The organism is Colwellia sp. BRX10-9, assembly GCF_014077405.1.
Taxonomy (GTDB): Bacteria; Pseudomonadota; Gammaproteobacteria; order Enterobacterales; family Alteromonadaceae; genus Colwellia_A.
The window spans coordinates 17,491-42,302 of sequence record NZ_JACGVV010000001.1; the positions used below are offsets into that span (position 1 = coordinate 17,491).

Sequence of the window (24,812 nt, forward strand, 5' to 3'; positions counted from 1 at the left end):
TTAAAGTTTAGTTAAAATAATGTTAATAAAGGCTTGATGCAATTGAAGGTTATGAGTATTTTATGTTTTCATTATAATCATAGACGGTTAATTATCTGGAGAGAAGGAGGTTTTTGCTCGTCTAATAAGCTGTTTTATTATTACCAAGTTTGGAGTATTAATGAAAAAAATTACATGGACGAATGTTTTAACCATTGCTGGTGCAATCGGTGGGGCAATAATTGGAAATTGGGCAGTAAGTGGTTTATTTAGTGGTGATGCAGGTGAAGATAAAACTAAATTTCTCATGAGTACAGCTAGCGAAATAAATAAGAATCTACCAATGAATGTAGATTCAGAAACAGTTTTAATAGCTACTATTGGTGCAAAAGAAACGTTTACATATAACTATCAATTGCCAAATTATGAAAAAGACAATTTAGATTTAAAAAAATTTGTCGAAACTATGACACCTAAGGTGACGAACTTTGTTTGTTCAACAAAAGAAATGCAAGCATTTAGAGATTTAAATATTTTCATTTCATATAATTACTATGATACTAATCATAAACAGATCACCGAAATAAAGGTCGATACTAAGCTGTGTCAAAAAATATAACGCCCCATTAAACAAGGATGAACAATGGCATTTAAATTTACGTTAGTTTTACTTTTAGTCTTGGGGATTTCTGGTTGCTCTTCTCATGGTGCTGAAGAGGTTGGTTGCAATTTTGCTTCTGGTTCTACTTATAGTGAACACGATAAAGAAAGCTCTTGGAGCTCTAATTTTATTAGCGATATTTTTGTTGGCTTGTTTAACGTAACCGTGCAAGGTGCCCATAGAAATATCTCCCCCGAGACTTATAATTCGTGTGTTAAGCCAGATGTAGCTACCTGTATAGATCCTGAAGGCAATATAAAAAAAGAGTGCACGTTAACGAAATAGTTAAAGTTAGCTGGCATTTGCTTATAACAGGCCATTTAAGCAGGACTTTTAACCGTTGGCTACTTGCTTCTGCGCGTCGCCTATTTCAGTCCGCTTTAGGCTGCGTTAGCTTACAATATAAAACTTGGCATTGATAAAATGGATTTTAAATGAAAATACCTTTGTTAATATTTATTATTTTAAACACGATTACATTCACCGTAGATGCTAACGTTAGTGATGATTTTAGTGAGTTAAACTCTGAAACTCCTGGTTGTGCTGTTGGTGTGGTGAAGAAAGGTGAATTAGTTTATGAGCGCTATTTTGGGCAGGCAAACTTACGCTATCAAGTTCCAATAGATAAGAAAACCGTTTTTAACTTGGGGTCTATTACTAAACATTTTACTGCTGTTTTAGCGTTACAATTAGAGGTGAAAGGCCAACTATCTTTAAATGATTCATTGAAGAAATATTATCCCCAAGGCCCCCGTTGGTTTGAAAATATCAAGTTACATCATTTAATTAATCACCAAAGTGGTCTGCCAGACTATTTAAATGATGAAAAAACTAGGGAGGAACTTGTAAAAAGGGTATCTACCATACCCCATGTACTTGAAGATCTAGTTGTAGGGAAGCCGATTGCACGTGATGTTACTCTAATGCACGTTCTTGATACTATGATGGCGTTATCTGCACCATCATTCAAACCGGGCGAAAATTCAAGTTACAGTAATACGGGTTATTTGTTTTTGGCTGATATACTTGAAAAAGCTAGTGGAATACCTTTTAGTGACTTAGCTAAAAAACAACTATTTAAACCACTTGGAATGTCTTCAACTGAACTTGTGAGTTTACAGACTATTGAAATTCCTTGGAGTGCTACGGGGTATAGTGCTGTAAATTCGCCTACATACAAATATCGACGTAATTCATCAAATCTAATTACCCAGGGCGATGGCGGAATTTTATCAACGCTCCCTGATTTTGCCAAATGGATAAGTCATTTAATGTCCCCTATTGATGACAAATTATTTTGGAGTACATTCTTGCATCCGATGAAGCCTGTTTCCAACATTGGAGGACTCTCCAATTTCCAGAATACTGACGACAGTAAAGGTCATTTTATCAGTCAAATATTATCTTCTTTAAAGACCGTTTCTAAAATTGGAGGAGTACCATATAATAATGGACTGTTCATTAGGGAGGTTAAAGGTGAGACAATATATTCTCATAGAGGTTTATCAATTGACTCAATGGGGAGTTACTTTTGGCTTTCACCTAGTCATAATATTGGGTATATTCAACTTTGTAACTTCAGCTTCGATAAACGGCCATCTGTAAACGAAATATTGCATACCTATGCCGATTAGCAAGCAACAACAAATTAAACAAGGACAAAAAGCCGCTGGCTTTTGCTCCTTGGTCGCTATTTTAACTAACCATTATTCCCCCTTAAATGGGCGTTATATTACAAGGTATTTATATGCTCTTTTTGATTATTAAACTATTGATGTTAGCTCTTTCATATAAATTATACTTGATGAAAAAGGAACCTTATTTTTCAGCATTATTGTTTAGTATTCCCTTAGCTATTGTTGGTTTAATTATGGGGCATACATTTATGGGGGTTTTTGTTGGCAGTGCCATTTTATTTGCCTTAGCTTTCGTTTGCTTCGTACTTATGTCTAAGTTACCAACAGGGATGCCCGAGTACAGTGTATTAGCTGTAACGGCAATTATTGTTGCATTTGTTATATAGCAAAGGTATTCAAGCTGGGCTTTTAACCGTTGGCTAGCTTACGTTTAGCTTCACATTTTAGCTAACTAAACTTTACCCTTAATTGGGCATTTTTTTACGGAGATTTATGTGAAAAGTTTACTTAAAAGTATTCAATATGGAATGTTAGATTTTATTGAGGGAGAAAATCAACCTGATTACACATCTGATAATGTTACTGATTGCATTACATTACTCTTAGAGTTCATGTCGTCAATGGGATCAGAAATTCAAACTGTTGATAGTACTAAAAATCATATTAAATATTTAATTTTATCTTTGAACGAATTAAACGATGACTGTGGTCAATGTTTAATAGAAACTGACCAACGTGAAGATATTTGTGATTTCATTCAAAAAGTAACAACTAAAGCCAATGTAGAATTTGAAGGTGATGTTACAGAAGAATGGCGAGAGTGGTAAAAATAGTAACCGACTCAAGTAGGATACTATAGTTCATGGAGGATTTAGGTTGTTATTTCCAGTATTAGAAACTAATCGTTTAAGGTTAGATAAATTAACTACAGAAGATTCAAATAGCTTATTTGATTTATTCTCAGACAATTCAGTTGTCAAATATTATGATCTGGACGCATTTACTAAACATTCACAAGCGAGTAATTTAATAGAATTCTTTAATGCTCGCTTTACAGAAAACTCTGGTATTCGTTGGGCTATACGCTTAAAAGAAACACATCAATTAATAGGGACTTGTGGGTTTAATACTTGGAGTCCTAAAATGAAAAATGCTGTTATAGGTTACGATTTACTGCCTAAGTTCTGGGGCAGTGGTTACACAACAGAAGCTGTGCATAGAATTGTTAAATCAGCATTTTGTGGTGAGTTACCATGCGGAGCATTGAATCGCATTCAAGGTGATACGGTTCCCGGGAATCTAGCCTCAGAGTCTCTTTTACTCAACGTAGGCTTTAAAGAAGAGGGTATTCGCCGTCAAAGTGGATATTGGAAGAATCAGTTTCACGACCTTAAATGTTTTGGCTTAATAAAGTCAGAGTATGGTGAAACATAAGCTATTAAATAGAATAAATAACCGTTGGATATTTGCTTCTTCGGTGCTTACTTTAGTCAATAACTATGCGCCAGTTAATCGGGCGTTATATGCAGTGCAAGGATCCGAGTAGTGGAGCTGTTAAAAAATAAAATCAATAAACTAGCAGAAATGAGTGAAGCGTTTAATTGGAAAAACTGTAGTAAAAAGCATGAATCACTTGATCTGACTTTAGGGGAGCCTTTACCTACGTGGGATACATGGGTAAATGATATAGAAAATATTTTGAAACAAACAGTTAAGCCAAATTCAGAACCTTTTGTTTATTTTAAAGCTGCAAATAATTCAAAGGTAACAGGTAATAGTGAAGACAAATTTGAGTTTGCAAAAGACAATTATATTAAAACATTAAATGCATTAATTTCGTTAATAGATGAAGGCGATATATTTAATGAATTATTAGTTTCAGGGCCACCAAAAAAAACCAATAAACCCAAAGGTTCGACCGAAAAAACGAATGTAACTAACTCCCTAGTACCAAGTAATAATAAAGTACTTATTGTTCATGGGCATGACAATGCTTTAAAAATTGAATTAGCGCTATTTCTTACACAAATCGGAATTCAGCCAATTTTTTTGCACAGAGAAGTGGATGCTGAGCAAAGTCTCATTGAAAAACTCGAGGCCAACAGTGATGTATCTTATGCATTCATATTACTTACCCCTGATGAAGTTTCGTATACGATTGATCAATCTAGTGTTATAGATGCTGAGAGAAAAAAAGTCATTAGAGCCAAACCTAATGTCATTTTTGAGTTTGGTTATTTGGTCGCTAAGCTTGGGAGAAAAAATGTCTGTGTTCTTCATAAAGGCGATGTGGATATACCTGCTGATTTAAGCGGTTTTATATATAAAAAAGTTGATCATAATATCGATGATATTGGGTTATTTTTAATTAATGAAATTAAAGCAGCTGGTTTTAAGCCTGAATTATAATAGCGTCTATGCAGTTACTTAAACGGCCACAAAACATTTGCTTCTCTTGTTCCTGTTATTATAAATAGCTATTTTTACAAGCTTAATAAAATGCTTTATGACAAAAAACCATGATTATAGATTACAGTAGAGAGCCAACGACCCAGTGCAATAAATGTGGTTTGAGATATAAAATATCTTATTCTATTTGCCCCCATTGTGTCGGTAAAAACAAGGGACAAATTATTCGTGATATTCACATGACACACTCAAAGCAAGCGGAAAAACGTTCGAGTACAGGTAGGCAGTTTTTTTATTTGGCAATTATTCTAGCTTGTTTTTTAATTGTGTTATTTTAGTTTGCTGTTAATCAAACTATAAGCTATTAAAGAGAGACCAAAAACAGTTTTCTGTTGCGCTCTCATATTTGGAAAATATCTACCATTTTAGTAAACCATTTTTGCCTCTAAATGGGGTGTCATATTTAAAGGTTCAACATGAGTGATTTAATTGTATTAATAACGGGTGCTAATAGAGGCATTGGTTTCGAATTAACAAAACAATATCTTATAAATGGGTGGACAGTAATTGCTACCTGTAGAAATGAAAAGGCATCGGCTGACTTAATAACATTGAAGGATAAGTTCTCTGAAAAATTACTCATTGAATTAATGGATATCACCTGTCCAGAAAATATTGAGAGGTTAGCAAATAAACTCAGTGAAGAAAGTATCAAAATAGATTTAATCATAAATAATGCTGGTTATTTAGATCAAGAAAATAAAAGTATTCATGACATTAATTATGCAAATGCTGAAATGAGTTTTAAAGTGAATTCGCTTGGCCCATTGTATTTAACTCATTGTTTTTTGTCTTTGATGAAGAAAAATCGTCTATGTAAAATAGCTATAATTTCTTCTGTTATGGGATCCCTAACACGAGAAAGAAGTGTAGATTGGTATGGTTACCGAATGTCTAAGGCAGCAGCCAACATGCTAGCCGTGAATTTATCCAATGAACTTGTTAATGACAATGTCGCTGTGGTGGCTGTTCATCCTGGTTGGGTTCAAACAGATATGGGCGGTTCTTCTGCAAGAGAAAATGTTAAAGATTCGGCTCTTGGAATTATGAAAGTGATTCTAAATTTATCTATTGATACCACTGGGAAATTTTATGATTTTAAGGGAGAGGAATTACCGTTTTAAAAAGCTATTAAACGATTAAAGTAGAATAAATAAAAGTTGGTTGTTTCCAATGGCTAATTATTTTAACTAACAATTTTAACGAATTAGTAAAATTTTGGATGTGATGAAGTATCTAATTGTTATATACAACAGCGCTAGTTTTGTAGCTTCATTGTGGTGTCTTTCGGCAATAACGCCATTATTGCTTTTAGTGGGTAATGATATTTCTTGGATGTCGATAGTTGCCGTTGGTTTGATTATTCTTTATGGCTCTTCAATATCCTTATTTAGAAAAGAAAAAATAGCTCAAGGCTGTTGGTGTAAATCTGATGCTTTTGCATATGTTGTTGTTCCAATATGTCTATTTACCTATGTTACTTATATGATGCTATCTAGTGTAAACGCCTAAGTTACTCAACATTTAAAGAGTGGCTGACCTTGTATTTAACTTACTATTTTATTCAACCATCTTTAACTTTTGATGAGGTGTTATATTGGAGATGAGCATTGGATATATCATTGAATTTATGATTTATTACTCAATTTTAAACCTAAACAGTGTTATCAAATAGAGTTAACTTTAAAAGGATTTATTAAAGTGCCACATACCTTCGAATCAAAAAATGTAAAAGCAAAGTTATCAATCTCCTTAAATAAACTCGTGTTATTGACTTTTCTAGTGGTGATTGCCTATTTTGGCTATGAAAAATATGCTTTACATAACGCTGAGCAAACACAAGCATCCGTTTTTATTTTAACTCCTCAAGTCAATGATATTTACTTTTTAGACATGAGGTTGATTAATAATAAATTGAATCCTAAGCATAAATATAGATTAGCTAAAGTGGTAAGTGTTAGCGGCAGTAATGTGGCTATTGTTTATGGAAGGGTTTTCTATCAATGGCAGAATGCAGTGGTAAATAGCATTAAGTATGATGATTTAAATAATAATAATTATTTTGAGCTAATACCCGATTACATTCCTTTTAGTTTAATTAAAGAAATGAGGGCTAATGAGGCTATTTATCTCGTTAAACGACCTATTCGAAATAAACTTTATGGCAAATTTGTTAATTAAGATATTTAATGAATCTGCCTAGTCGGTTTTAGCTCATTACTGCCGTTGTTATTTCACATGCTAACATTCACTAAAAGTACAAATAAGGCTTTCTCTTACTATAAATCAGCTGACAAATCGGCTTCCCTAATAATATCGCTGACTTTTGCAAATATAATGGTGGGAGCTTCTAAGGTCTCCACTTAAATGACAGGATCTTACTGCCTGTTTTATTGGACCTAATAGATATACAGGTTAATTTTACCAGTAAGTAGGGTTCGACAATTACGTTTTAATATTATGCATTGAGATTAATTTCTCAATCGTTTTGTTTTTTTCAATTGGATTTTAATATATTTATGAGTATATCAAAGGTTAATAACGCATCAGCGGCATTAAATAAGATGATGTTATCGGTATTGTCAATGTTATCGATATTACTGTTAGCTCTAGCACTACCGATATTTTCAACCTTTATTGTGTTTATATCAGGTCTTGGCTCAATATTTTTAGATGATGTACATACTATTGAACAGCTGAGCACGAATCTAGGCTTTAATTTTACAACATCAATAGTTTCAGTATTTTTAATGCTACCCCTTCTTCAGTATTATCTTTCCGCAAAAAATAAAGAAAATATAGTTAACCGATTAGCTTTAAGATCTATAACGTTAACACGACTAATAATGACCTTATTAGCCGTGTTAACCTTCTCATTATTTGAATATTTTATATTTCGTATGGGCATTTTTGAAACGCCAAGCTTTATGCTCGACTTTTTAGAATCAATAGATACAGGACTTGAAATTACATTACTTATTTTAACGGTTGGAATCGTAGGTCCTTTTTTTGAAGAAATTATTTTTAGGGGGATCGCCTTCTACAAGTTAGAACAAATCTCCCTAAATCCAACGTTCATCATTGTCATTACCAGTTTAGCGTTTACCTTGATACATTCTCAATATGAACAAACAGAGGTATTTATTTTACTCTTCTTATCTTCATGCTTATTAGGATTGATTAGATATGTAAGTGGGAATTTATGGTATTGCATTTTTGGTCACATGGTCATGAATATTATAGTGGTTGCAGAAAATTTTTTATAAAAGACTAAAACAACTTCCTCTTCCTAATAATCATAAAGCGTTTTTAAGCTATTTTATAATGTCTGTTACCTTTAAGGGTAATGTCATTAGGGGCAGGATAGCTCTTTCAACAAAATGTTAGTAATAACACCTAAGCATCAACGGCAATTTTTAACGAGCTGACCACCTAAAATCAATTGATACTATCAAGGTAGCATTAATAATGTAAGGGTGAATGACCTCTATCTGACTACTTGTGAGGCGTTTTCAAGCTCAAATCCGGCAATGAAATTTTATTTCAGAAAGCTATCCAGTAATTCGAGGTCGTAAACTTACTGAAGTCACAGGTTTACTTCATCAGCACTGAATACAAAGTAGGTCTTCGTGTTTGAAAGTCATCTTTGCAAACATATTGACGACATGAATCTTATATTTCTCTATTGTAAAGAAAATAGCTCCAAATAGAATTTATGTAGTAAATTTGTTCAATATGAGTCTAATTGTTATCTGAGGTTTAAGAACTCTTCAATCAATCACCATGACAGTATTTTTAGTTCATCGCAGCCAATGATTAACCTGAATTTATTGAATTTTCATCATATTCGGCGCATTATCTATAAACGCCACCCTAAGAATAAAAATACCCACACACAATGAAAAAATCTAAAGATGTTGTTTCTGAACAACAGGTTGATGAGAAAACAGAGAATAAAACGTCGTCTACTGTTGATGTTTTCCCTATCATTGGTATTGGTGCTTCTGCTGGCGGTCTTCAAGCCATCGAACGATTTTTAAGTAATGTGCCTGCTGACTGCGGCATGGCCTTTGTTGTGGTGCAACACTTAGACCCTAACCACAAAAACATCCTGTGCGACTTATTGCAACGCATGACTCCCTTAGATGTACATCAAATTACCGATCATATGGTGATTATGCCCAATAATGTTTACGTGATACCACCTGCCTGCGATCTAACTATTCTAAATGGAACATTAATTTTATTCGCTCGTGTTAACCCGCATGGTTTGCAATTGCCTATTGATTCTTTTTTCACTTCTCTGGCAGCCGATAGAAAGGAGCACAGTATTGCTGTTATTCTTTCAGGTATGGGGGCAGATGGTACGTTAGGTTTGGAGTCGATCAAAGATAAAGCAGGTGCGGTATTTGTGCAAAGTCCTGATACAGCCGAGTTTGACAGTATGCCCCAAAATGCCATTGATACCGGATTAGTTGATGCCGTAGCACCAGCAGATGAGTTAATGAGTTATATCGTTAACTATGTAAATAAAGTGCCGTTGCCGATTGAAGATTACAATAAAAATAAAGAAGATATTGAAAAGGTGATGGTATTACTACGTGCTCATACCGGACAAGATTTCTCGCTTTATAAAAAAACCACTATTAATCGTCGTGTTGAAAGACGTATGGCCTTGCATCAGCTTTCCAACATACCCGACTACGTACGTTATTTACGGACTAATCCCCAAGAAAATGAATTACTCCTTAAGGAATTACTGATTGGTGTTACTAACTTTTTTCGCGACAATACTGTTTGGAAAAAACTAGAAAATGAGGTGATCCCCTCGCTTTTTTCTGAATATCCAGAGGGAGGTACATTGCGTGCTTGGGTTCCTGCTTGCTCTACCGGAGAAGAAGCCTATACCCTCTCAATTGTGTTTCAAGAAGCTTTTAAAAAATTTAACTCGACCAAACATTTTGAACTACAGATTTTTGCTACTGACCTCGATATAGATGCCGTAAACAAAGCTAGAATGGGGATTTACAGCAATAGTATTCGCGCCGATATTTCCAAGGAACTATTAGACCTATATTTTGTGAAAGTAGACGGTGGCTATCAAATAGGCCAACAGGCACGAGAAAGTGTTATTTTCGCCCAACAAAATTTGGTGATGGATCCCCCATTTACCAAACTTGATATCATCAGTTGTCGTAACTTGCTCATCTATCTAGAGCCAGAGTTACAAAAGAAACTGTTTCCCTTATTTCATTACAGTTTAAAACCGTCTGGAGTGCTTGTTTTAGGAACGTCTGAAACCATTGGAAACGAAGAGTCACTGTTTACTCTTTTAGAGGGAAAACAGCGTATTTACAAACGACGTGAGACATCACAGCCTTTTAATGTAATGAAATTTCCGGTTAACGAAGTGAATAGTTATTCTCATGAGTTAAAGCCAGAAAAAAATGTGCCCGTTAACCCCCAAGATACAGTTACTATGAACTTAGAAGATTTACTCCAATCCTTATTACAAGAGAATTTTACTCCGGCGGCTCTACTAACCACTGAAAAAGCGGATGTCATTTATATCAACGGAAAAACTGGGAAATATTTAGAGCCAGCGGTAGGCAAGGTGAATTACAACCTTTTCTCAATGGCACGTGAAGGCTTGGCGGCACCATTGAACGAAATATTTAATCGCGCGGTGCGCCTGAAGAAAAAGTTAGATATAACGAACGTTGAGGTTGTCAGTAACGGTAATATTATTCTGGTCGATGTGAGGGTACAACCACTATTAGATTCATCAGCATTAGGCCCTATGGTTCTTGTGTTGTTTACGACTTCCGCAACGCCCATTGCACCCATTAAAACATCGCTCAAAGGTAATCTAGCCAAAGAACATAGTAATGAAATAGAAAAACTAAAAAATGTATTGTCGCAGGGCAGGGAAGAACTGCGACTTACGACTAATGAAATGCAGGTTGCACAAGAGAATCTTAAATCTACCAACGAAGAATTACAAAGTACGAATGAGGAGTTTCAAAGCACTAACGAAGAGCTTACAACCTCCAAAGAAGAAATGCAGTCGATGAATGAAGAGTTAAGAGCGGTTAATCATGAGCTAAACATCAAAGTCAATGAATTGTCTCAAGCGAGAGATGATTTAAAAAATCTACTTAATAGTACTAGCATCGCCACGCTTTTTTTAGACAATGAGCTCAATGTACGTCGTTTCACCCCAGAAACAATTAAAATTTTCAAACTCATTCCTAGTGATGTCGGTCGCCCTATTACAGACTTGGTCAGTTCATTAATTTATCCTAAGTTGTCAGAACATACGGATGAAGTACTACGAAGTCTGATATTTCATGAAGAGGAAGTAACAACTCATGATGGTCGTTGGTATATTGTACGCATTATGCCCTATCGCACGCAGGAAACTCTAATTGATGGCGTGGTTATAACTTTTAGCGATAATACTATTAACAGGAATGCAAGTATTGCTATGGCTGTGTCAGAATCTCGCTTTCGTTTGCTATTTGAGAATTCATCTCATGCCGTTGCCTACAAGAACATACTAATGGAAGGCGACAAAGCGGTTGATTTCAACTATCTTGAAGTAAACAATGCTTACGCGGGTATAACTGGATTACATCATGTAGCAGGGAAAAAAGGCAGTGAAGTCGTGCCAAATATCCTACAATCTAACGCTGAATTTATGGCCGCTTGTGGTCGCGTAGCAATGTCAGGAAAGTCTGAAAAATTTGAATATTACGTTAAAGAGTCTAGGCAGTGGTTTGTTTGTGCAATGTACTCACAAGAGCAAGGCCTATTCGTTTGTGTGACCGAAAATATTACTGATAAAAAACAAAATGTTAGCACGTTAGATGATGTTAAGGTGATGTTGGCACAAGGTGATAACACCTCGGCAAAGGCAATGAAAAAAATGCTCGTTAATGTACAAAATACACTAGAAAAACTGCTAATACTGGAATAATTGAGTATCACATAAAGGTAAATGCCCGATGAGTAAGAGTACATCATGAAAAAAGACTCAAAGCAGCTTACAAGTAAAAAAGTTGCTGTGCGTAAAGAGGCTATGCTACGTCTGCAAGAAAAGGGGCTGCCTGACAGTGATTCAATTACTGATGAAGCAACCACTGCTAGCCTTCTGCATGAGTTACAGGTGCACCAGATAGAGTTAGAAATGCAGAAAAATGATCTTATTCTAGCCAGAGATTCTTCTGAAGCAGCAGCAATACGCTATGAATCCTTATACGACTTTGCCCCAGTGGCTTTTTTTTCCCTTAACCGTTCAGGCCATATTACCCAAACTAATCTAACCGCTGCGAGCATGTTGGGTATTCCGCGCGCGAAAATAAATGGCTTGAGATTGGCCGCGTTTTTAACCGAAGATTCCCTGCCTCAATTCAACTCACACCTGTCGAGTGCTTTTAAAGGGCTAAATCAATCCGCTTGTGAGGTAAAATTATACGTTGATAATAAAGTAATTACCGTTCAGATGATGGTGAGTATCAACGACGACGGCCTTGAGTGCTTAACCGTATTAACTGATATCACCGCGCACAAGCAAACAGAAGTAAAATTAAAACTCGCTGCTAGCGTATTTAGTCACGCCCACGAAGGTATTTTAATAACAGATATCAAGGGTAATATCCTTGAAGTCAATGACACTTTCACGCAAATTACTGGTTATAGTAGAAAGGAAGCTATTGGCCGAAATCCACGAATTCTCAAATCAGGTCGTCAGTCCGATGACTATTATAGACACATGTGGAAAGCCCTGAAGGAACAAGGCTATTGGAGCTCAGAAATATGGAATCGACGAAAAAATGGTGACATTTATCCAGAAATGCAATCAATTAGCGCAGTAAGTGATGCCTTGGGTCAGGTAATGCACTATGTATCAATGTTCTCTGACATTACTCATCTTAAAGCGCATCAAGAGCAGCTTGAACATAGCGCGCATCACGATATATTAACTGGCCTTCCCAATAGAATACTGTTGGCTAATAAGTTAACGTTGGCTATTAAGCAAAGCCAACGACACGGAAAAATACTTGCTCTAGCCTATATTGATTTAGACGGTTTCAAGAATATTAATGATAGTTATGGACACGATACGGGTGATCGATTTTTAATCGACATTTCTGCAAAGTTTGAGCAGTCTTTGCGTGCGGGTGATTTTTTAGCGCGTATCGGCGGTGATGAATTTATCGCCGTACTTAGCGACCTTGATAATATAAGCGAATGTGAGCCGGTATTGCAGCGCATATTGACAGCAGCATCTCAAAATATTATCTGTAATGATAATATACTAAAAGTTTCAGCCAGCATTGGTGTGACACTTTATCCGAAAAATGGATCTGATCCTGACCTCCTGCTTCGCCAGGCGGATCAGGCCATGTATGTTGCCAAAGATGCAGGGAAAGGTTGTTATCGGTTTTTTGATATAGGCCCATCAGAGGCAGATCGAACACGAAGGGAGAGTCTTGAGCGCATTCGTCAGGGGTTTGAGAAAAAAGAGTTTGTTTTATATTATCAGCCTAAAGTGAACATGAAAACCAATGAGGTGATTGGCGCTGAGGCTCTGATCCGTTGGAAACATCCTCAACAAGGCATCTTGCCACCCGATGCTTTTTTACCCATCATTGAAGGTCATTTAATCAGTATTAAAATTGGTGAATGGGTTATTGATACAGCACTTAAACAGATGAGTATCTGGAAGACACAAGGGTTAACCATACCGATAAGTGTCAACGTAGGTGCTAGCCAATTACAAAGTGGCAATTTTGTAACTCATTTAGCGGGAGCGTTAGCTGCCTACCCTGAAAGTTATCCTGAATTACTGGAATTAGAAATATTAGAGACTAGTGCACTAGAAGATGTCATTCAGGTTAGTAAACTCATGAATACCTGTCTAAAAATGGGGGTAAAGTTTGCCTTGGATGATTTTGGCACTGGCTATTCTTCGCTAACTTACCTTAGACGCCTACCCGCTGATACTTTAAAAATTGATCAGACTTTTATTCAAGATATGCTTACAGATACCTCTGACCTTGCCATTGTTAAGGCTGTTATCGGCTTAGCAGATATTTTCAATCGCTGTGTGATAGCCGAGGGGGTTGAAACAAAGGCTCACGCTGAAAAACTACTGTCGTTGAACTGCACTATCGCGCAAGGCTACGGAATTTCACGCCCTATGCCGGCGGATGATTTTCCTTTATGGCTGGAGAATTGGCATATAAATCCAATTTGGACAGCGTAAGATTTCAATTAAGGTAGTTTGTTAAGGTTTTTAGGTCAATTAAGTTTACAAAAAATAATGCCAAGGCAATCATTTGAACGGTAGGTTTGGTGGCTTAGTTGTCTTAAAGGGTAAAGCTAGATTTACATATTCTAAATGCTGCAAAGTGTTCAAGAAACTAATGATGTTCACTTTTGTAAAGTGGATAAAACCACAAATTAAAAAAGTTTAATTGATAAAATTTTGCTGATGGCAGCTCTAAGCAGAAACGATTAAATCAAAGCCCAAACAACTAGTTGATATATTTTTATTACCTTGGTTTAACAAAGTAGCTTAATTTTCTTTGTATAAAATTGAAAGTTCGGTTAATTCATCTTTGTTTTTTCTGAGAGTTCAGTAAAATAGTGAATCTTTAACAATTCAGCAAAGGTTAGTGATGAAACGCGTTGTTTTATATATTTCAGATAAATGCCCCCATTCTCGTGAAGCTCAAAAATACTTGGATAATAATGGCATAAAATACAGATTAACCAATGCGAAAATGCAGCGCGGTAGAAAAGAGCTTGACGCTATAGGAGCTAGCTCTTTACCCGCCCTTAAAATTGGTAATGAAGTCATGATTGGCTGGAATCTAAAAAACTTTAAAAAACTCTATGCCGAAGATTAACAAGCTCAATTATCTCATTAGATAATTGAGTAACCAACGAGCACAGAATGCTTGATTACTCTATTTCGAATGGATAAAAAGATAGAAAAGTAGGGCACCATATAATCTGCCCCTGAGCATTATAATAATTAATGATCACTTTATGCGCCGACTGATCAACGAATAGTACTCATAGGTGTGGTTAGCCATTACCGCATGCGCACTAAAATTAATCGCTAAACATTACTTAATTTATGGTGCCTATTTGCACAGCAACTAGGTTAATGCTGATAATATTTTGCCCAGTGTACTTATCTTCATCGCAAAAAAAGCATTCTAAGGCATCGACAGTTGATATTTGTAGCCGAGCTAAAAATCTTTAGTTGGCTACTTTATCGCTATCCTATTTTCTTTTTTTTCTTGTGCTATTCGTTCTGTTCGTTTTATTTGTTTTACTTACCTTTTTTTTGACTTCTTTAGGCAATTTTGAAAACTCTTTATGAAAAGGCTGCTCCGTAACAATAGGAATAACTTGTCCTATGCTATTTTCGATATTAATTAATTGCCTCATATCATTTTCTACAGCAAATGAAATGGCCATTCCACTTTTACCGGCCCGAGCAGTTCGCCCTATACGATGTATGTAATTTCTTGGATCTTCAGGAAGGTTATAGTTAATAACTAAAGTAATATTATTAACATCAATTCCGCGAGCAGCAACATCAGTGGCAACTAATACTCTTAGATTAGAATCTTTAAAGTTTTGTAGCGCTTCCTCTCTAACGGCTTGTGTTTTACTACTGTGAAGGCTAGCGGCTGTTATCGATGCTTTTTCTAATGCTTTAACAATGATGTCAGCGCCATACTTTGTTTTACAAAAGATAAGCACTTTTTCAAATTCAGGTTTTTGTAATATATTAAAGAGTAAAGGTACTTTATTCGCTTTATCAAGATGGTATACGCTTTGATTAACCAAATCGATAGTGACCGTTTCAGCCGCAACTTGAATTTTTATTGGATCTGTTAATATTGCTTCTGCCAGTATTTCTATTTCAGCGGGCATAGTCGCTGAAAACAATAGTGTTTGTCGCTTCTTTGGCAGTTTAGATATAATGGTTTGAACATCTTTAAAAAACCCCATATCAAGCATAGTATCTGCTTCATCTAAGACAAATATTTCTAACGCCTTAAAATTTATATCACCCGTTTCAATTAAATCTAATAATCGTCCAGGGGTTGCCACTAAAATATCAAGTCCGAGCGCGATCGAGTCAACCTGAGCTTGTCTTCCTACACCACCATAAACAACCTTAGTTTTAAGTTCTAAACCTTCAGAGTAGTCATCAATGTTTTGCATTATTTGCGAGGCGAGCTCTCTCGTTGGCGTTAGTATTAGCGAACGCGTGCTCTTCGCTTGAATATCTATTTTATTTCGACCAAAATTATTGATAATAGGCAGTGAAAAAGCCGCCGTTTTTCCTGTTCCCGTTTGCGCTATACCAAGAAGATCATTCCCATTAATAAGAGCCGGAATACATTCTTTTTGGATCGGTGTAGGCTGTTTATAGCCCTTAAGAGTAACGCGATCAATAATTGACTCTAAAAGTGAAAATTCTTTAAATTCTGACATGCTGCCTCGGTGTCCTTTAATCAATAGCCGACTATTCTAACAGAATGCTTTAATATATTTAAGACGTATTAAAGGTGGCTTTTTCTGACGGGTTCTCACTTCAATAATACCGGTTATCAAAAATATGTTACTTTGTTGCGAACCATTACCTGTTAGTCTATTACTCCGAGCAGACGCTAAATACTTTGTTTAACTACTTTGTTTAACCTTGTCATCTTCACTTTCTTTTTTGCTAGTATCATTCGCGAGTCCTTTTAAAGATTGGTATAGCGCTTCTTCTGCTGCGGATAAGCTTTTTGGAAAAACAATTTTGAGTTTTACAAAAAAGTCTCCAGCAATTTTACCTGGTAAGCCCCGACCTTTTAGACGCATTTTAGCACCACTATTTACTAATTTAGGCAGGCTTAAATCAATTGTTCCTGTTGGTGTTGGCACTTTTACTTTTTCACCTAGTGCTGCTTGCCATGGGCTAATAGTAAGCTCGGTGGTGATGTCTTGCCCTTCAATGGTATATAAGGGATGAGGGTTAAAGCCTACTTCAATATATAAGTCACCATTGTTAGCGCCGCCAAAACCTGTTTCACCTTGCTTTTGTAAACGAATTTTCTGTCCGGGTTTAATACCTTTTGGAATACTTACTTTCAAGGTTCGCGCTTTTGATTGTGCTTGTCCATGTTCATCAACCATTTGATCTTGCAAGGTAAAGCTTCGAGTTGCCCCGGTATATGCATCAGGTAAGTCAATGAATACTTTTGCATGACTGTCTCGCCCTTGCCTAGACTGAGGACCACGCGATGAATGCTGGTTTGCGTTGAAGCCGCCACCAAATAATGATTCAAAAAAATCACTAAAGTCGCCTTGACCGCCGGCATTAAAATTCCCATTACCTTGCTGATATTGCTCTTGCCATTTAGGTGGCGGGGTAAAGCCTGCTTGGCCCGCCTTCCAATTACTACCCAGTTGGTCATAAGCTGCGCGCTTTTCTTTATCGCGTAACACGTCATAGGCTTCATTAATGTCTTTAAAGCGAGCTTCTGCATCTTTTTCTTTACTGACATCGGGATGAAACTTTCGTGCTAATTTCCGATATGATGTTTTAATTTCATCCTGAGACGACGTTTTATCAACGCCCATAATTTTGTAATAATCTTTATAATTCACAGTGAACTCCTGCGTAGTAAACCGGCAGATAAATATTGGCCTAATGTTAACTAGTCCAATTTGATGGTGTTATTATAAGAATAAATAAATATGATGAATGTCAGTAATGTGACACTTTCAGTAAAATATGGCAGGTAGATTTAGATCTTTCATGCTATTTTTGAAAGAAGTCGTTTTAATCTCTTTTAAGGAAAAATAATGTCTTACACGCTCATACATAACGCAAACGAATGTAAATACGAATACCATATCGATGGTGCGGTTGCTTATATCACTTACGATGATCAAAACGGTAATATGCACTTAACCCATACTATTGTTCCTGATGAGCTAGCGGGGAAAGGCCTAGCAAAAACACTGTTAGAAGATGTTCTTCAGCAGATAAAAATTGATAATAAAAAAGCGGTTGCGCAGTGTTCATACATTATCAAATATTTAGAAAAACACCCTGAAGCAAGTGACTTATTTGCATAATTATTGACAATAAAAAGCGCCATTAGCGATGAGTTTTAAAATGAATAGAGTCACTTTTATCTATAGGCGCTTATAACCAATCTGTTATTTCCATAATGTTGACCGTCATCTTAATAGTATATTAATCAGTACTTATTAAGATCAACCCTATAAAAATAGTTTAGTGCACGCTTAAAACGGGTATTTTTAACACTTCTCTTTTTAATAGGCTTCTTGCTATTTCAGGCGATACTTCATAAAACTCGTTAACGTATTTTTTCGCATCAAAATACTGTCTTATCTGCTTTTTAACTTTACACGGATTTTCGCATGCCAAAGAAAAAAAGAGTTGATAATGGCCTGGGCTCTTCTTTGACAGCGACTTTGCATATTCTTCAGTATTGCTTGAAGTACACCCTATTCTAATTACATTTGAAAAAATAGAATGTGTCATTATGTAGACATTGCCAAACGAAACATTATCAAGTGGGTTAACCAAGCGGGAATTTTTTAAGCTCATAAGTTTGTTCTCATTGAGTAATAAAATGTAGTGACTTATTGTCTTTATCGTTATCTATGACGTTATTTTATCGAGTTCTTTGTCTAGAATATTGATCTCGAACTGTTATTTATGTTGTTGCGTTATTATTATTTGAACGCAGACTTGATGCGGGTCAATGTTTTAGTTATTGATAAGGAGGTTAGAGAAAGCTCAGTTAATTTAGTGATACAAAAGGGTCGAGATTAAGATAGTTTGCGTTGTTAAATGCGTATTGGTGTTAATTAATATAAAAATTTACCGGCTAGACTTCTTATATTTACCGCTTGTTATTTGGTCGAAGCGCTTGTTTTTTAAACGTGATTTATTAATCTATTCTATCTTTAATAATTGTTACACAAATTAAGGCGATAATTGTCGTAAAAAGTAGCATTCTGCCTCACTTTATATTAAATTTGCCGCCCTTAATTAGTACAGTTAACCAGAGCGCCTTATGAACGAAAATACTCTCCCACAACTCGAACAACTGATCGAAAAAATCATTGATAAAAATAACCAATTAAAAAGCCAAATAGCAGAATTAGCAGAGCAAAAAGCAGGCTTAGCTCAGCAAGTAGCAGAATTAGCAGAGCAAAAAGCTTTGCTTGTCGATGAAAATGAAACCTTTCAGCTTGAAGTCTTAGAAGGTGAAGAAAAACAGAAACAAACAAATAATGTATTAACTGCTTTATTAGCTAAATTGCAAAGTGCAGAAGAGCTTAGTTAATGTCTATTAAAGACTCTAATGGCATCAGCATTGAAATTATGGGTAAGCTACATCAGTTTTCTTGCCCAGCTGAACAGGCAGAGGATTTAAAGGAAGCGGCTAGTAAACTTGCTGTTATGTGCGATGACATTAAACAGCAAAGAGGAAATGCTAGCAGCGAGCGTGCTTTATTAGTTGCGTCAATTAATTTAAGCTATTCATTATTAATAGCAAATAATAAAATTGAGCAAAATCAACACAGACAAGAAGTGTTGATTTCGACACTTAAAAACGCTTTATAAACACTTTCACCTTTTCTAGTATTGCCACTATCGCTGAGTAAGTTAAGATAGTGGTAATCATCGTTACTTTATACTTAGGAAAAATTTAGCTATGGCTGATGCTAGCATTGAATTTAAAGGTTCAAGCTTTACCCTGTCTGTTTTACATTTAAAAACATCAAAATTAGCAGATATTCGGTCTGATTTAGCAAACAAAGTCGCGCAAGCGCCAGATTTTTTTTATCTTGTTCCTATTGTGGTTAGTATTGAAAAATTAGAGGGTTCGGTTGACTATCAAGCAATCAAATCATTAATTGAAGAATTCAATTTTACCTTTGTTGGCTTTACGGGGTTGATAGCTAAGGAACAACGAACGTTGATCCGCGAACTTGGCTTTTCATTCGTTAATACGGCAAAAAACCAGTCTTTAGATAAAGCGCCTCGTGCAGAAAAACCAGAAATTACAAAAACTGAAACGATAGCAGATATACCAGATCGTGGACTTTTCAGCGATAAAATACATCGTGGTCAAATTCGTTCTGGTCAGCAAGTTTATGCTAAAGACCAAAATTTAGTGGTTATTGGCTCAGTATCTGCTGGAGCTGAAGTGATTGCTGATGGTAATATTCATGTTTATGGTTCGTTACGTGGTCGAGCCATTGCCGGCGCAACAGGTCACCATCATGCGCAAATATATTGCCAAAATCTTGAAGCCGAATTAGTTTCGATTAATGGTAACTATTGGCTAAGCGAGTCAATGGAGCAACATTGGGGCTCACCCGTATATATACATTTGACTGACAGTGAATTAACGTCATCAAAACTTATTTAACTTTTAACTTATAAAGGATATTCGGTCTATGGCACGAATAATAGTAGTTACATCAGGAAAGGGCGGGGTTGGCAAAACGACATCAAGTGCGGCAATCGGTCTTGGTTTGGCGTTAAAAGGTCAAAAGGTTGTGTTAATTGATTTTGACATAGGCTTACGAAATCTTGATTTGATTATGGGCTGTGAACGCCGAGTTGTTTATGACTTTGTTAATGTGATTAATGGTGAGGCCACCCTAAATCAGGCATTAATTAAAGATAAGCGTGTCAGTAGTTTATCTATATTACCTGCTTCACAAACCCGTGACAAAGATGCGTTAAATAAAGAAAACGTTGGTAAGGTTCTTGAAGAGCTTGGTAAAACCTATGACTATATAGTTTGTGATTCTCCAGCGGGTATTGAAGCAGGCGCTATGATGGCGCTTTATTATGCTGATGAAGCTATAGTCACTACTAACCCTGAAGTTTCATCGGTTCGTGACTCTGATCGAATTTTAGGTATGTTAGCTAGCCGTTCTCGCAGAGCTGAGCTTGGCTTAGAACCTATTAAAGAACATTTATTATTAACGCGTTATTCACCTAAGCGTGTTGATGATGGTGAAATGCTAAGTGTTGAAGATGTGGTAGATATTCTATCAATACCTTTATTAGGTGTTATTCCGGAATCACAAGCGGTACTTAAGGCATCTAATGCCGGTGAGCCAGTGATCTTAGATACTGAAAGTGATGCAGGAAAAGCGTATCAGGATGTGGTTGATCGCCTTTTAGGTGAAACCGTTGATTTTAGATTTTTACATGCCAAGAAAAAAGGCATTCTTAGTCGTATGTTTGGAGGATAACATGGCATTACTTGATTATTTTTTACGTAAAAAAGAAAAACAGGTAACAACCGCTTCTAAGGCGAAAGAACGTTTACAAATTATTGTTGCACATGAGCGCAATAGTCGAAATAAACAGCCTGATTACTTGCCGCAACTCACTGCGGATATCCTTGAGGTATTGCGTAAGTACATTAAAGTCACCGATGAAAGTTTTTCGATAAACCTTGATAATAAAGGTGGCGATTTAAATGTCTTAGAACTTAATATTGAATTAAGTGATGAGAACAGTATTAACTAAGTCGATTTGATATTTTTTATCAGACCTTATTGGTAAACATAAAAAAGGCGCGTATTCTTTGAGGGAATACGCGCCTTTTTCATTTTATTTTACGATAAAATGATTATACATTTTACCGTCATCTTGTTTTTAACACTTAGTAGGCTTCGGCGATGGCTTCTTCAACTAACTGAGTTAACTGTTCGTAGCCAAAATTAACCAGAGGTTTTCCATTAACAAAAAACTGCGGCGTTGCTCGAACTTCGAGGGTTTTACCGTCTGCGATATCTTGCATTATAACCTTGCTAACGTTTTCGCTACTGACATCACGCATAAACTGTGCGCTATCTAAAGGTAAGTCCTTTAATAACGCACGAGCACTTTGTGGTTGAGCAACATGATGGCGAGTCCAGGCTTGCTGTTTGGCAAATAAAATTTCTACTGCCGGCCAAAACTGTTCTTGTAAGTGTGCGGCTTCAAGTAGTTTAACCACTTGATCTGAACCCTTATGGAAAGGGGTGTAGCGCATCATAACCTTAACTTTACCAGGGTAGCGTTTAATTAAATTATTTACCAGTGGGTAAAAAGCTGAACATGTTTCGCAAGCAGGATCGAAAAATTCGACAATGGTCACTTTTGCCTCTAACGGTCCTTTTATTGGCGCGCCAACACGTTCAATGATGTCGAGGTTTTCAACCTTAGCGCTCTGGTGGCTATTGTTTGCTTTAAATATTGTTGCTGCGCCAATAAAAGCCAAAAGGATAATAAGGCTGGCGCTAATGAAAAGTGTTTTTTTATTCATGATGATTCCGATTTAGTCATAAAAAATAATAATAAAGCCATGAGACTAAAGGTTAGTAAAGACATCATTGGCATATTTAAGAACCCAAAAACATTGAGATGCGTTTCTGAACAAGGAATATCTTGTACGCAGGGCTGTGCGCTTTTAGGAATATAACCGGCCACTAATAACACATGAAATAATGCGGTTAGCCAGCCAAATAAAACCAATACACTCGCATAGCGGGTCACTTTAGCGTCGAATGGAAATAAAGCCATTGGTAAAATAACGACCAAAGGGTACATAGCAATTCGCTGATACCAGCACAAAGAGCAAACGGGGAGTTTAACAACCTCACTAAAAAATAAACTAGCAAGCGTGCTTATGGTGGCGAGTACCCAAACTGAAAAGAGTAACAACCAACCTTTGGATAACGTATTGTTAGCAAGTATATCGTTCATATAATCTCGTTTAGTTAACGTTAAAAATCCAGCTTAAGCCGGATTTTTAAGGTAAATAAAATTAAGTTAATTATTCAACTATATCCATTTCTTCAATAAGATTGGTCGCGCCGTCAACATGTTCCATCACCCATAACATGTATTTAATATCAACGTGAATCGATCTGTTTAATTTAGTGTCGTAATCCCAATCACCAATAATACTTTCATAAACACCGTCAAAGACTAAACCAACAAATTCTGCTTTATCGTTGAGAGTAGGTGAGCCAGAGTTACCACCGGTAATATCTAATGTGCCTAGGTAGTTTACTGGCACTGAGCCGAGTTCTTTTTTAGCGTATTCGCCATAATTTTTACTCTTAATTAACTCGAGTTGTTTTTTAGACGCATTAAAAGGTTTTATACCTGTGTCTTTTTCTACTATACCTTCAAGTGTGGTAAAAGGTGTTGCAGTGAGTCCGTCTACTGGCGAATAACCTTTTACGTTACCGTAAGTAATACGTAATGTACTGTTAGCATCTGCGTATACAGGGAGTTTTTTATCGTTAAAATAGGCGATTAACGCTTCCATATACTTAGGACGATAAGCTTGAATATTACCTGACAATTCTTCGTCTTTTTCTTCAAGTGCTTTTCTTACAGAAAAAGTCTTTACGGCAAGTTGAATAAAGGGATCTGAGCTTTTTTCAAAGTCGGCTACCGATTTATTCATCCAAGTAAGGCGAGTTTCTTGGTCAGCAATTGTTGATGTTTGATACATTTTTTCAAGCTTAGTGCTTAAGGCTTTTTTATTTAGCCCTTGTTCAAGTTCAAAAAATTCATCGATGGCGAGAATACGTTCTGATTTAGGCAATTCAACATAATGTGTCAACATAGCGAATAAGATCTTTTGATCGATATTCGCGTCGAATCGACGATTAAAGGTTTTCATGCTTTGTTCAAAACGTGCAAGATCACGTTCTTGGTAACCTCTTTCTCTCGCTACGTTTGGTTTGTTTTTTTCTACGGCTAAACGATGTAAACGATAAGCGGTGCTTAACATTTTGTTGTAAGCCATATAACCTAGAATAAGATCGCGTGCTTGAGTTTTTTGGTTTTGTTTTAGTAGCTTATTTAGGCCGGTAAGTGCGTTGCCATATTTAGCCTTTCGCATTTTATCAGCATTGATCCAAGCGCTTAAGTCTTGTTCTAGTTGCTGTTTACGGGCTAACGTTGTGCCTTTATTGTAGCTTTTTATCATGCTACCGTAATTTTTTGCGTAGTTAGCTAAGCCGGCTAAGGTGCTTTCGTACTTTATTCTCGCTTCACTTTCTGGTGCAGACTCGTTATGAATTAAGTCGATAAGCTCTTCACGATAATTTTTAGCATTAGGGTAAGTCCAAGTAAATTGGTTTTCAACCTCAAGTGCAGTGCGGTAACGGTTGGTGCGTCCTGGGTAACCTAGCACCATAATGTAATCGCCTTCATCAACACTACTTTTATTCACTTTTAGGTGATGCTTTGGCTCATAAGGTACGTTGTCTTTACTAAAATCGGCGGGTTGCCCATCTTTACCGACATATGCACGATAAAAACCATAGTCTCCGGTGTGGCGTGGCCACATCCAGTTATCAACATCGCCACCATACTTACCAACACTACTTGCTGGAGCATGGACTAAACGAACATCGCGAATAGTTAATTGTTTAAATAAATAATATTCTAAACCGCCATGAAAATTGACAACACTACAACGATATTTGTCATCACTTTCACATTCAGCTACTAATGTTTTAGAGTTTTTATCTATGGCTTTATAGCGCTCAGAGCCCGACATGTTCTCGGTAATACTGCCTTTAATTAACGTGGTAACATCATTGATTTCTTCTGTTACATAGATACGACTGCCGGGTGTAGCGGGTAGCTCTTCATCAAAGGTTTTTGCTAGAAAACCATTGGCGAGTAGGTTGTTTTCTGCTGTTGAGTTGTATTGAACAGAGCCATAAACACAATGGTGATTAGAGGCAACTAAGCCTTTATCAGAAACAAAAGAAGCCGTGCAGCCACCAAGGCTGACAATAGCACCCATAGGAAAACCAGTAAGATCGGTTAAATCGTTAGGATTTAATTTTAAACCTGCTTGGGTAAGTTCTGATGCAATGCTTGGCAATTGGTGAGGTTGCCACATACCTTCATCAGCTGTGGCAAATGTTGAAGCCATCGCTAATAATAGAATCGTTGTTTTTTTCAT

General features: G+C 36.3%; 26 protein-coding genes. 20 read left to right on the forward strand and 6 right to left on the reverse strand.

Annotated features, from left to right (window positions below; all coding sequences use genetic code 11):
• Positions 1-160: 160 nt before the first annotated feature.
• From H4J69_RS00065 to H4J69_RS00130, 14 genes are all read left to right on the forward strand, one after another.
• Complete coding sequence (locus H4J69_RS00065) at positions 161-598, forward strand: hypothetical protein (protein WP_182217800.1); 438 nt, start codon at positions 161-163, stop codon at positions 596-598.
• Positions 599-622: 24 nt separating this feature from the next.
• Positions 623-925: a hypothetical protein gene (locus H4J69_RS00070; RefSeq protein WP_182245077.1), complete on the forward strand. Its 303-nt coding sequence runs from the start codon at positions 623-625 to the stop codon at positions 923-925.
• 149 nt (positions 926-1,074) lie between these two features.
• Positions 1,075-2,274, forward strand: a complete 1,200-nt coding sequence (locus H4J69_RS00075) for a serine hydrolase (RefSeq protein WP_182245076.1) — start codon at positions 1,075-1,077, stop codon at positions 2,272-2,274.
• A gap of 113 nt (positions 2,275-2,387) precedes the next feature.
• Entirely contained in the window at positions 2,388-2,663 is a 276-nt protein-coding gene (locus H4J69_RS00080) for a hypothetical protein (protein WP_070374206.1), read from the forward strand.
• A gap of 108 nt (positions 2,664-2,771) precedes the next feature.
• Entirely contained in the window at positions 2,772-3,104 is a 333-nt protein-coding gene (locus H4J69_RS00085; RefSeq protein ID WP_070374205.1) for a hypothetical protein, read from the forward strand.
• 49 nt (positions 3,105-3,153) lie between these two features.
• On the forward strand, positions 3,154-3,711 hold the full coding sequence (locus tag H4J69_RS00090) for a GNAT family N-acetyltransferase (protein ID WP_182217804.1): 558 nt from the start codon (positions 3,154-3,156) through the stop codon (positions 3,709-3,711).
• Between the two features lie 111 nt (positions 3,712-3,822).
• Complete coding sequence (locus H4J69_RS00095) at positions 3,823-4,686, forward strand: TIR domain-containing protein (RefSeq protein WP_182217806.1); 864 nt, start codon at positions 3,823-3,825, stop codon at positions 4,684-4,686.
• Positions 4,687-5,162: 476 nt separating this feature from the next.
• A complete protein-coding gene (locus H4J69_RS00100) occupies positions 5,163-5,870 on the forward strand; it encodes an SDR family oxidoreductase (RefSeq protein WP_182217807.1) in 708 nt (235 codons plus the stop codon).
• Between the two features lie 103 nt (positions 5,871-5,973).
• On the forward strand, positions 5,974-6,258 hold the full coding sequence (locus H4J69_RS00105) for a hypothetical protein (RefSeq protein ID WP_182217809.1): 285 nt from the start codon (positions 5,974-5,976) through the stop codon (positions 6,256-6,258).
• A gap of 189 nt (positions 6,259-6,447) precedes the next feature.
• Positions 6,448-6,927 carry a hypothetical protein gene (locus tag H4J69_RS00110; protein WP_182217811.1) on the forward strand — a complete coding sequence of 160 codons (480 nt, stop codon included), beginning with the start codon at positions 6,448-6,450 and terminating at the stop codon, positions 6,925-6,927.
• 338 nt (positions 6,928-7,265) lie between these two features.
• Entirely contained in the window at positions 7,266-8,012 is a 747-nt protein-coding gene (locus H4J69_RS00115) for a CPBP family intramembrane glutamic endopeptidase (RefSeq protein ID WP_182245075.1), read from the forward strand.
• 632 nt (positions 8,013-8,644) lie between these two features.
• A complete protein-coding gene (locus H4J69_RS00120) occupies positions 8,645-11,725 on the forward strand; it encodes a chemotaxis protein CheB (RefSeq protein WP_182245074.1) in 3,081 nt (1,026 codons plus the stop codon).
• Positions 11,726-11,770: 45 nt separating this feature from the next.
• Positions 11,771-14,017, forward strand: a complete 2,247-nt coding sequence (locus tag H4J69_RS00125; RefSeq protein ID WP_259367684.1) for a GGDEF and EAL domain-containing protein — start codon at positions 11,771-11,773, stop codon at positions 14,015-14,017.
• 415 nt (positions 14,018-14,432) lie between these two features.
• Complete coding sequence (locus H4J69_RS00130; RefSeq protein ID WP_070374193.1) at positions 14,433-14,663, forward strand: glutaredoxin family protein; 231 nt, start codon at positions 14,433-14,435, stop codon at positions 14,661-14,663.
• Positions 14,664-15,045: 382 nt separating this feature from the next.
• On the opposite strand, the gene H4J69_RS00135 is transcribed toward H4J69_RS00130, so the two are convergent.
• Together H4J69_RS00135 and H4J69_RS00140 are read right to left on the reverse strand one after the other, a co-directional pair.
• Complete coding sequence (locus H4J69_RS00135; RefSeq protein WP_182217817.1) at positions 15,046-16,272, reverse strand: DEAD/DEAH box helicase; 1,227 nt, start codon at positions 16,270-16,272, stop codon at positions 15,046-15,048.
• Between the two features lie 189 nt (positions 16,273-16,461).
• Positions 16,462-17,433: a DnaJ C-terminal domain-containing protein gene (locus H4J69_RS00140; protein ID WP_182244046.1), complete on the reverse strand. Its 972-nt coding sequence runs from the start codon at positions 17,431-17,433 to the stop codon at positions 16,462-16,464.
• Between the two features lie 198 nt (positions 17,434-17,631).
• On the opposite strand from H4J69_RS00140, the gene H4J69_RS00145 reads away from it, so the two are divergent.
• Complete coding sequence (locus tag H4J69_RS00145; protein WP_182244047.1) at positions 17,632-17,907, forward strand: GNAT family N-acetyltransferase; 276 nt, start codon at positions 17,632-17,634, stop codon at positions 17,905-17,907.
• Positions 17,908-18,067: 160 nt separating this feature from the next.
• On the opposite strand, the gene H4J69_RS20415 is transcribed toward H4J69_RS00145, so the two are convergent.
• The gene (locus H4J69_RS20415) at positions 18,068-18,406 is read right to left on the reverse strand and encodes a GIY-YIG nuclease family protein (protein ID WP_182244048.1); all 339 of its coding nucleotides are present in this window, start codon (positions 18,404-18,406) and stop codon (positions 18,068-18,070) included.
• 472 nt (positions 18,407-18,878) lie between these two features.
• On the opposite strand from H4J69_RS20415, the gene H4J69_RS00155 reads away from it, so the two are divergent.
• The 5 genes from H4J69_RS00155 to minE all read left to right on the forward strand — a co-directional run bounded on the left by H4J69_RS00155 (position 18,879) and on the right by minE (position 21,361).
• Positions 18,879-19,151: a DUF904 domain-containing protein gene (locus H4J69_RS00155; protein ID WP_182214833.1), complete on the forward strand. Its 273-nt coding sequence runs from the start codon at positions 18,879-18,881 to the stop codon at positions 19,149-19,151.
• Positions 19,151-19,432: a cell division protein ZapA gene (locus tag H4J69_RS00160; protein WP_182214834.1), complete on the forward strand. Its 282-nt coding sequence runs from the start codon at positions 19,151-19,153 to the stop codon at positions 19,430-19,432. Before H4J69_RS00155 ends, H4J69_RS00160 begins: the two co-directional genes overlap by 1 nt.
• Before the next feature lie 91 nt (positions 19,433-19,523).
• Positions 19,524-20,243: a septum site-determining protein MinC gene (minC, locus tag H4J69_RS00165; protein WP_182243183.1), complete on the forward strand. Its 720-nt coding sequence runs from the start codon at positions 19,524-19,526 to the stop codon at positions 20,241-20,243.
• 28 nt (positions 20,244-20,271) lie between these two features.
• On the forward strand, positions 20,272-21,081 hold the full coding sequence (minD, locus tag H4J69_RS00170; RefSeq protein ID WP_070374181.1) for a septum site-determining protein MinD: 810 nt from the start codon (positions 20,272-20,274) through the stop codon (positions 21,079-21,081).
• A 1-nt stretch (position 21,082) separates the two neighbouring features.
• Positions 21,083-21,361, forward strand: a complete 279-nt coding sequence (minE, locus tag H4J69_RS00175) for a cell division topological specificity factor MinE (RefSeq protein WP_070374180.1) — start codon at positions 21,083-21,085, stop codon at positions 21,359-21,361.
• A 136-nt stretch (positions 21,362-21,497) separates the two neighbouring features.
• Here minE and H4J69_RS00180 read toward each other — a convergent pair whose 3' ends face one another.
• From H4J69_RS00180 to H4J69_RS00190, 3 genes are all read right to left on the reverse strand, one after another.
• The gene (locus H4J69_RS00180; protein WP_182214838.1) at positions 21,498-22,142 is read right to left on the reverse strand and encodes a thioredoxin domain-containing protein; all 645 of its coding nucleotides are present in this window, start codon (positions 22,140-22,142) and stop codon (positions 21,498-21,500) included.
• Positions 22,139-22,582, reverse strand: coding sequence for a disulfide bond formation protein B (locus H4J69_RS00185; RefSeq protein ID WP_182244049.1), 444 nt, complete (start codon positions 22,580-22,582; stop codon positions 22,139-22,141). The genes H4J69_RS00180 and H4J69_RS00185 overlap by 4 nt, the downstream gene beginning before the upstream one ends.
• A gap of 70 nt (positions 22,583-22,652) precedes the next feature.
• The gene (locus H4J69_RS00190; RefSeq protein ID WP_182214841.1) at positions 22,653-24,812 is read right to left on the reverse strand and encodes a S46 family peptidase; all 2,160 of its coding nucleotides are present in this window, start codon (positions 24,810-24,812) and stop codon (positions 22,653-22,655) included.

Coding starts and splice junctions, on each gene's coding strand:
- H4J69_RS00065 (WP_182217800.1), top strand. CDS start 161: ATGAAAAAAATTACATGGACGAATGTTTTAACCATTGCTGGTGCAATC.
- H4J69_RS00070 (WP_182245077.1), top strand. CDS start 623: ATGGCATTTAAATTTACGTTAGTTTTACTTTTAGTCTTGGGGATTTCT.
- H4J69_RS00075 (WP_182245076.1), top strand. CDS start 1,075: ATGAAAATACCTTTGTTAATATTTATTATTTTAAACACGATTACATTC.
- H4J69_RS00080 (WP_070374206.1), top strand. CDS start 2,388: ATGCTCTTTTTGATTATTAAACTATTGATGTTAGCTCTTTCATATAAA.
- H4J69_RS00100 (WP_182217807.1), top strand. CDS start 5,163: ATGAGTGATTTAATTGTATTAATAACGGGTGCTAATAGAGGCATTGGT.
- H4J69_RS00105 (WP_182217809.1), top strand. CDS start 5,974: ATGAAGTATCTAATTGTTATATACAACAGCGCTAGTTTTGTAGCTTCA.
- H4J69_RS00115 (WP_182245075.1), top strand. CDS start 7,266: ATGAGTATATCAAAGGTTAATAACGCATCAGCGGCATTAAATAAGATG.
- H4J69_RS00120 (WP_182245074.1), top strand. CDS start 8,645: ATGAAAAAATCTAAAGATGTTGTTTCTGAACAACAGGTTGATGAGAAA.
- H4J69_RS00125 (WP_259367684.1), top strand. CDS start 11,771: ATGAAAAAAGACTCAAAGCAGCTTACAAGTAAAAAAGTTGCTGTGCGT.
- H4J69_RS00130 (WP_070374193.1), top strand. CDS start 14,433: ATGAAACGCGTTGTTTTATATATTTCAGATAAATGCCCCCATTCTCGT.
- H4J69_RS00135 (WP_182217817.1), bottom strand. CDS start 16,272: ATGTCAGAATTTAAAGAATTTTCACTTTTAGAGTCAATTATTGATCGC.
- H4J69_RS00145 (WP_182244047.1), top strand. CDS start 17,632: ATGTCTTACACGCTCATACATAACGCAAACGAATGTAAATACGAATAC.
- H4J69_RS20415 (WP_182244048.1), bottom strand. CDS start 18,406: ATGAGCTTAAAAAATTCCCGCTTGGTTAACCCACTTGATAATGTTTCG.
- H4J69_RS00155 (WP_182214833.1), top strand. CDS start 18,879: ATGAACGAAAATACTCTCCCACAACTCGAACAACTGATCGAAAAAATC.
- H4J69_RS00160 (WP_182214834.1), top strand. CDS start 19,151: ATGTCTATTAAAGACTCTAATGGCATCAGCATTGAAATTATGGGTAAG.
- minC (WP_182243183.1), top strand. CDS start 19,524: ATGGCTGATGCTAGCATTGAATTTAAAGGTTCAAGCTTTACCCTGTCT.
- minD (WP_070374181.1), top strand. CDS start 20,272: ATGGCACGAATAATAGTAGTTACATCAGGAAAGGGCGGGGTTGGCAAA.
- minE (WP_070374180.1), top strand. CDS start 21,083: ATGGCATTACTTGATTATTTTTTACGTAAAAAAGAAAAACAGGTAACA.
- H4J69_RS00180 (WP_182214838.1), bottom strand. CDS start 22,142: ATGAATAAAAAAACACTTTTCATTAGCGCCAGCCTTATTATCCTTTTG.
- H4J69_RS00185 (WP_182244049.1), bottom strand. CDS start 22,582: ATGAACGATATACTTGCTAACAATACGTTATCCAAAGGTTGGTTGTTA.
- H4J69_RS00190 (WP_182214841.1), bottom strand. CDS start 24,812: ATGAAAAAAACAACGATTCTATTATTAGCGATGGCTTCAACATTTGCC.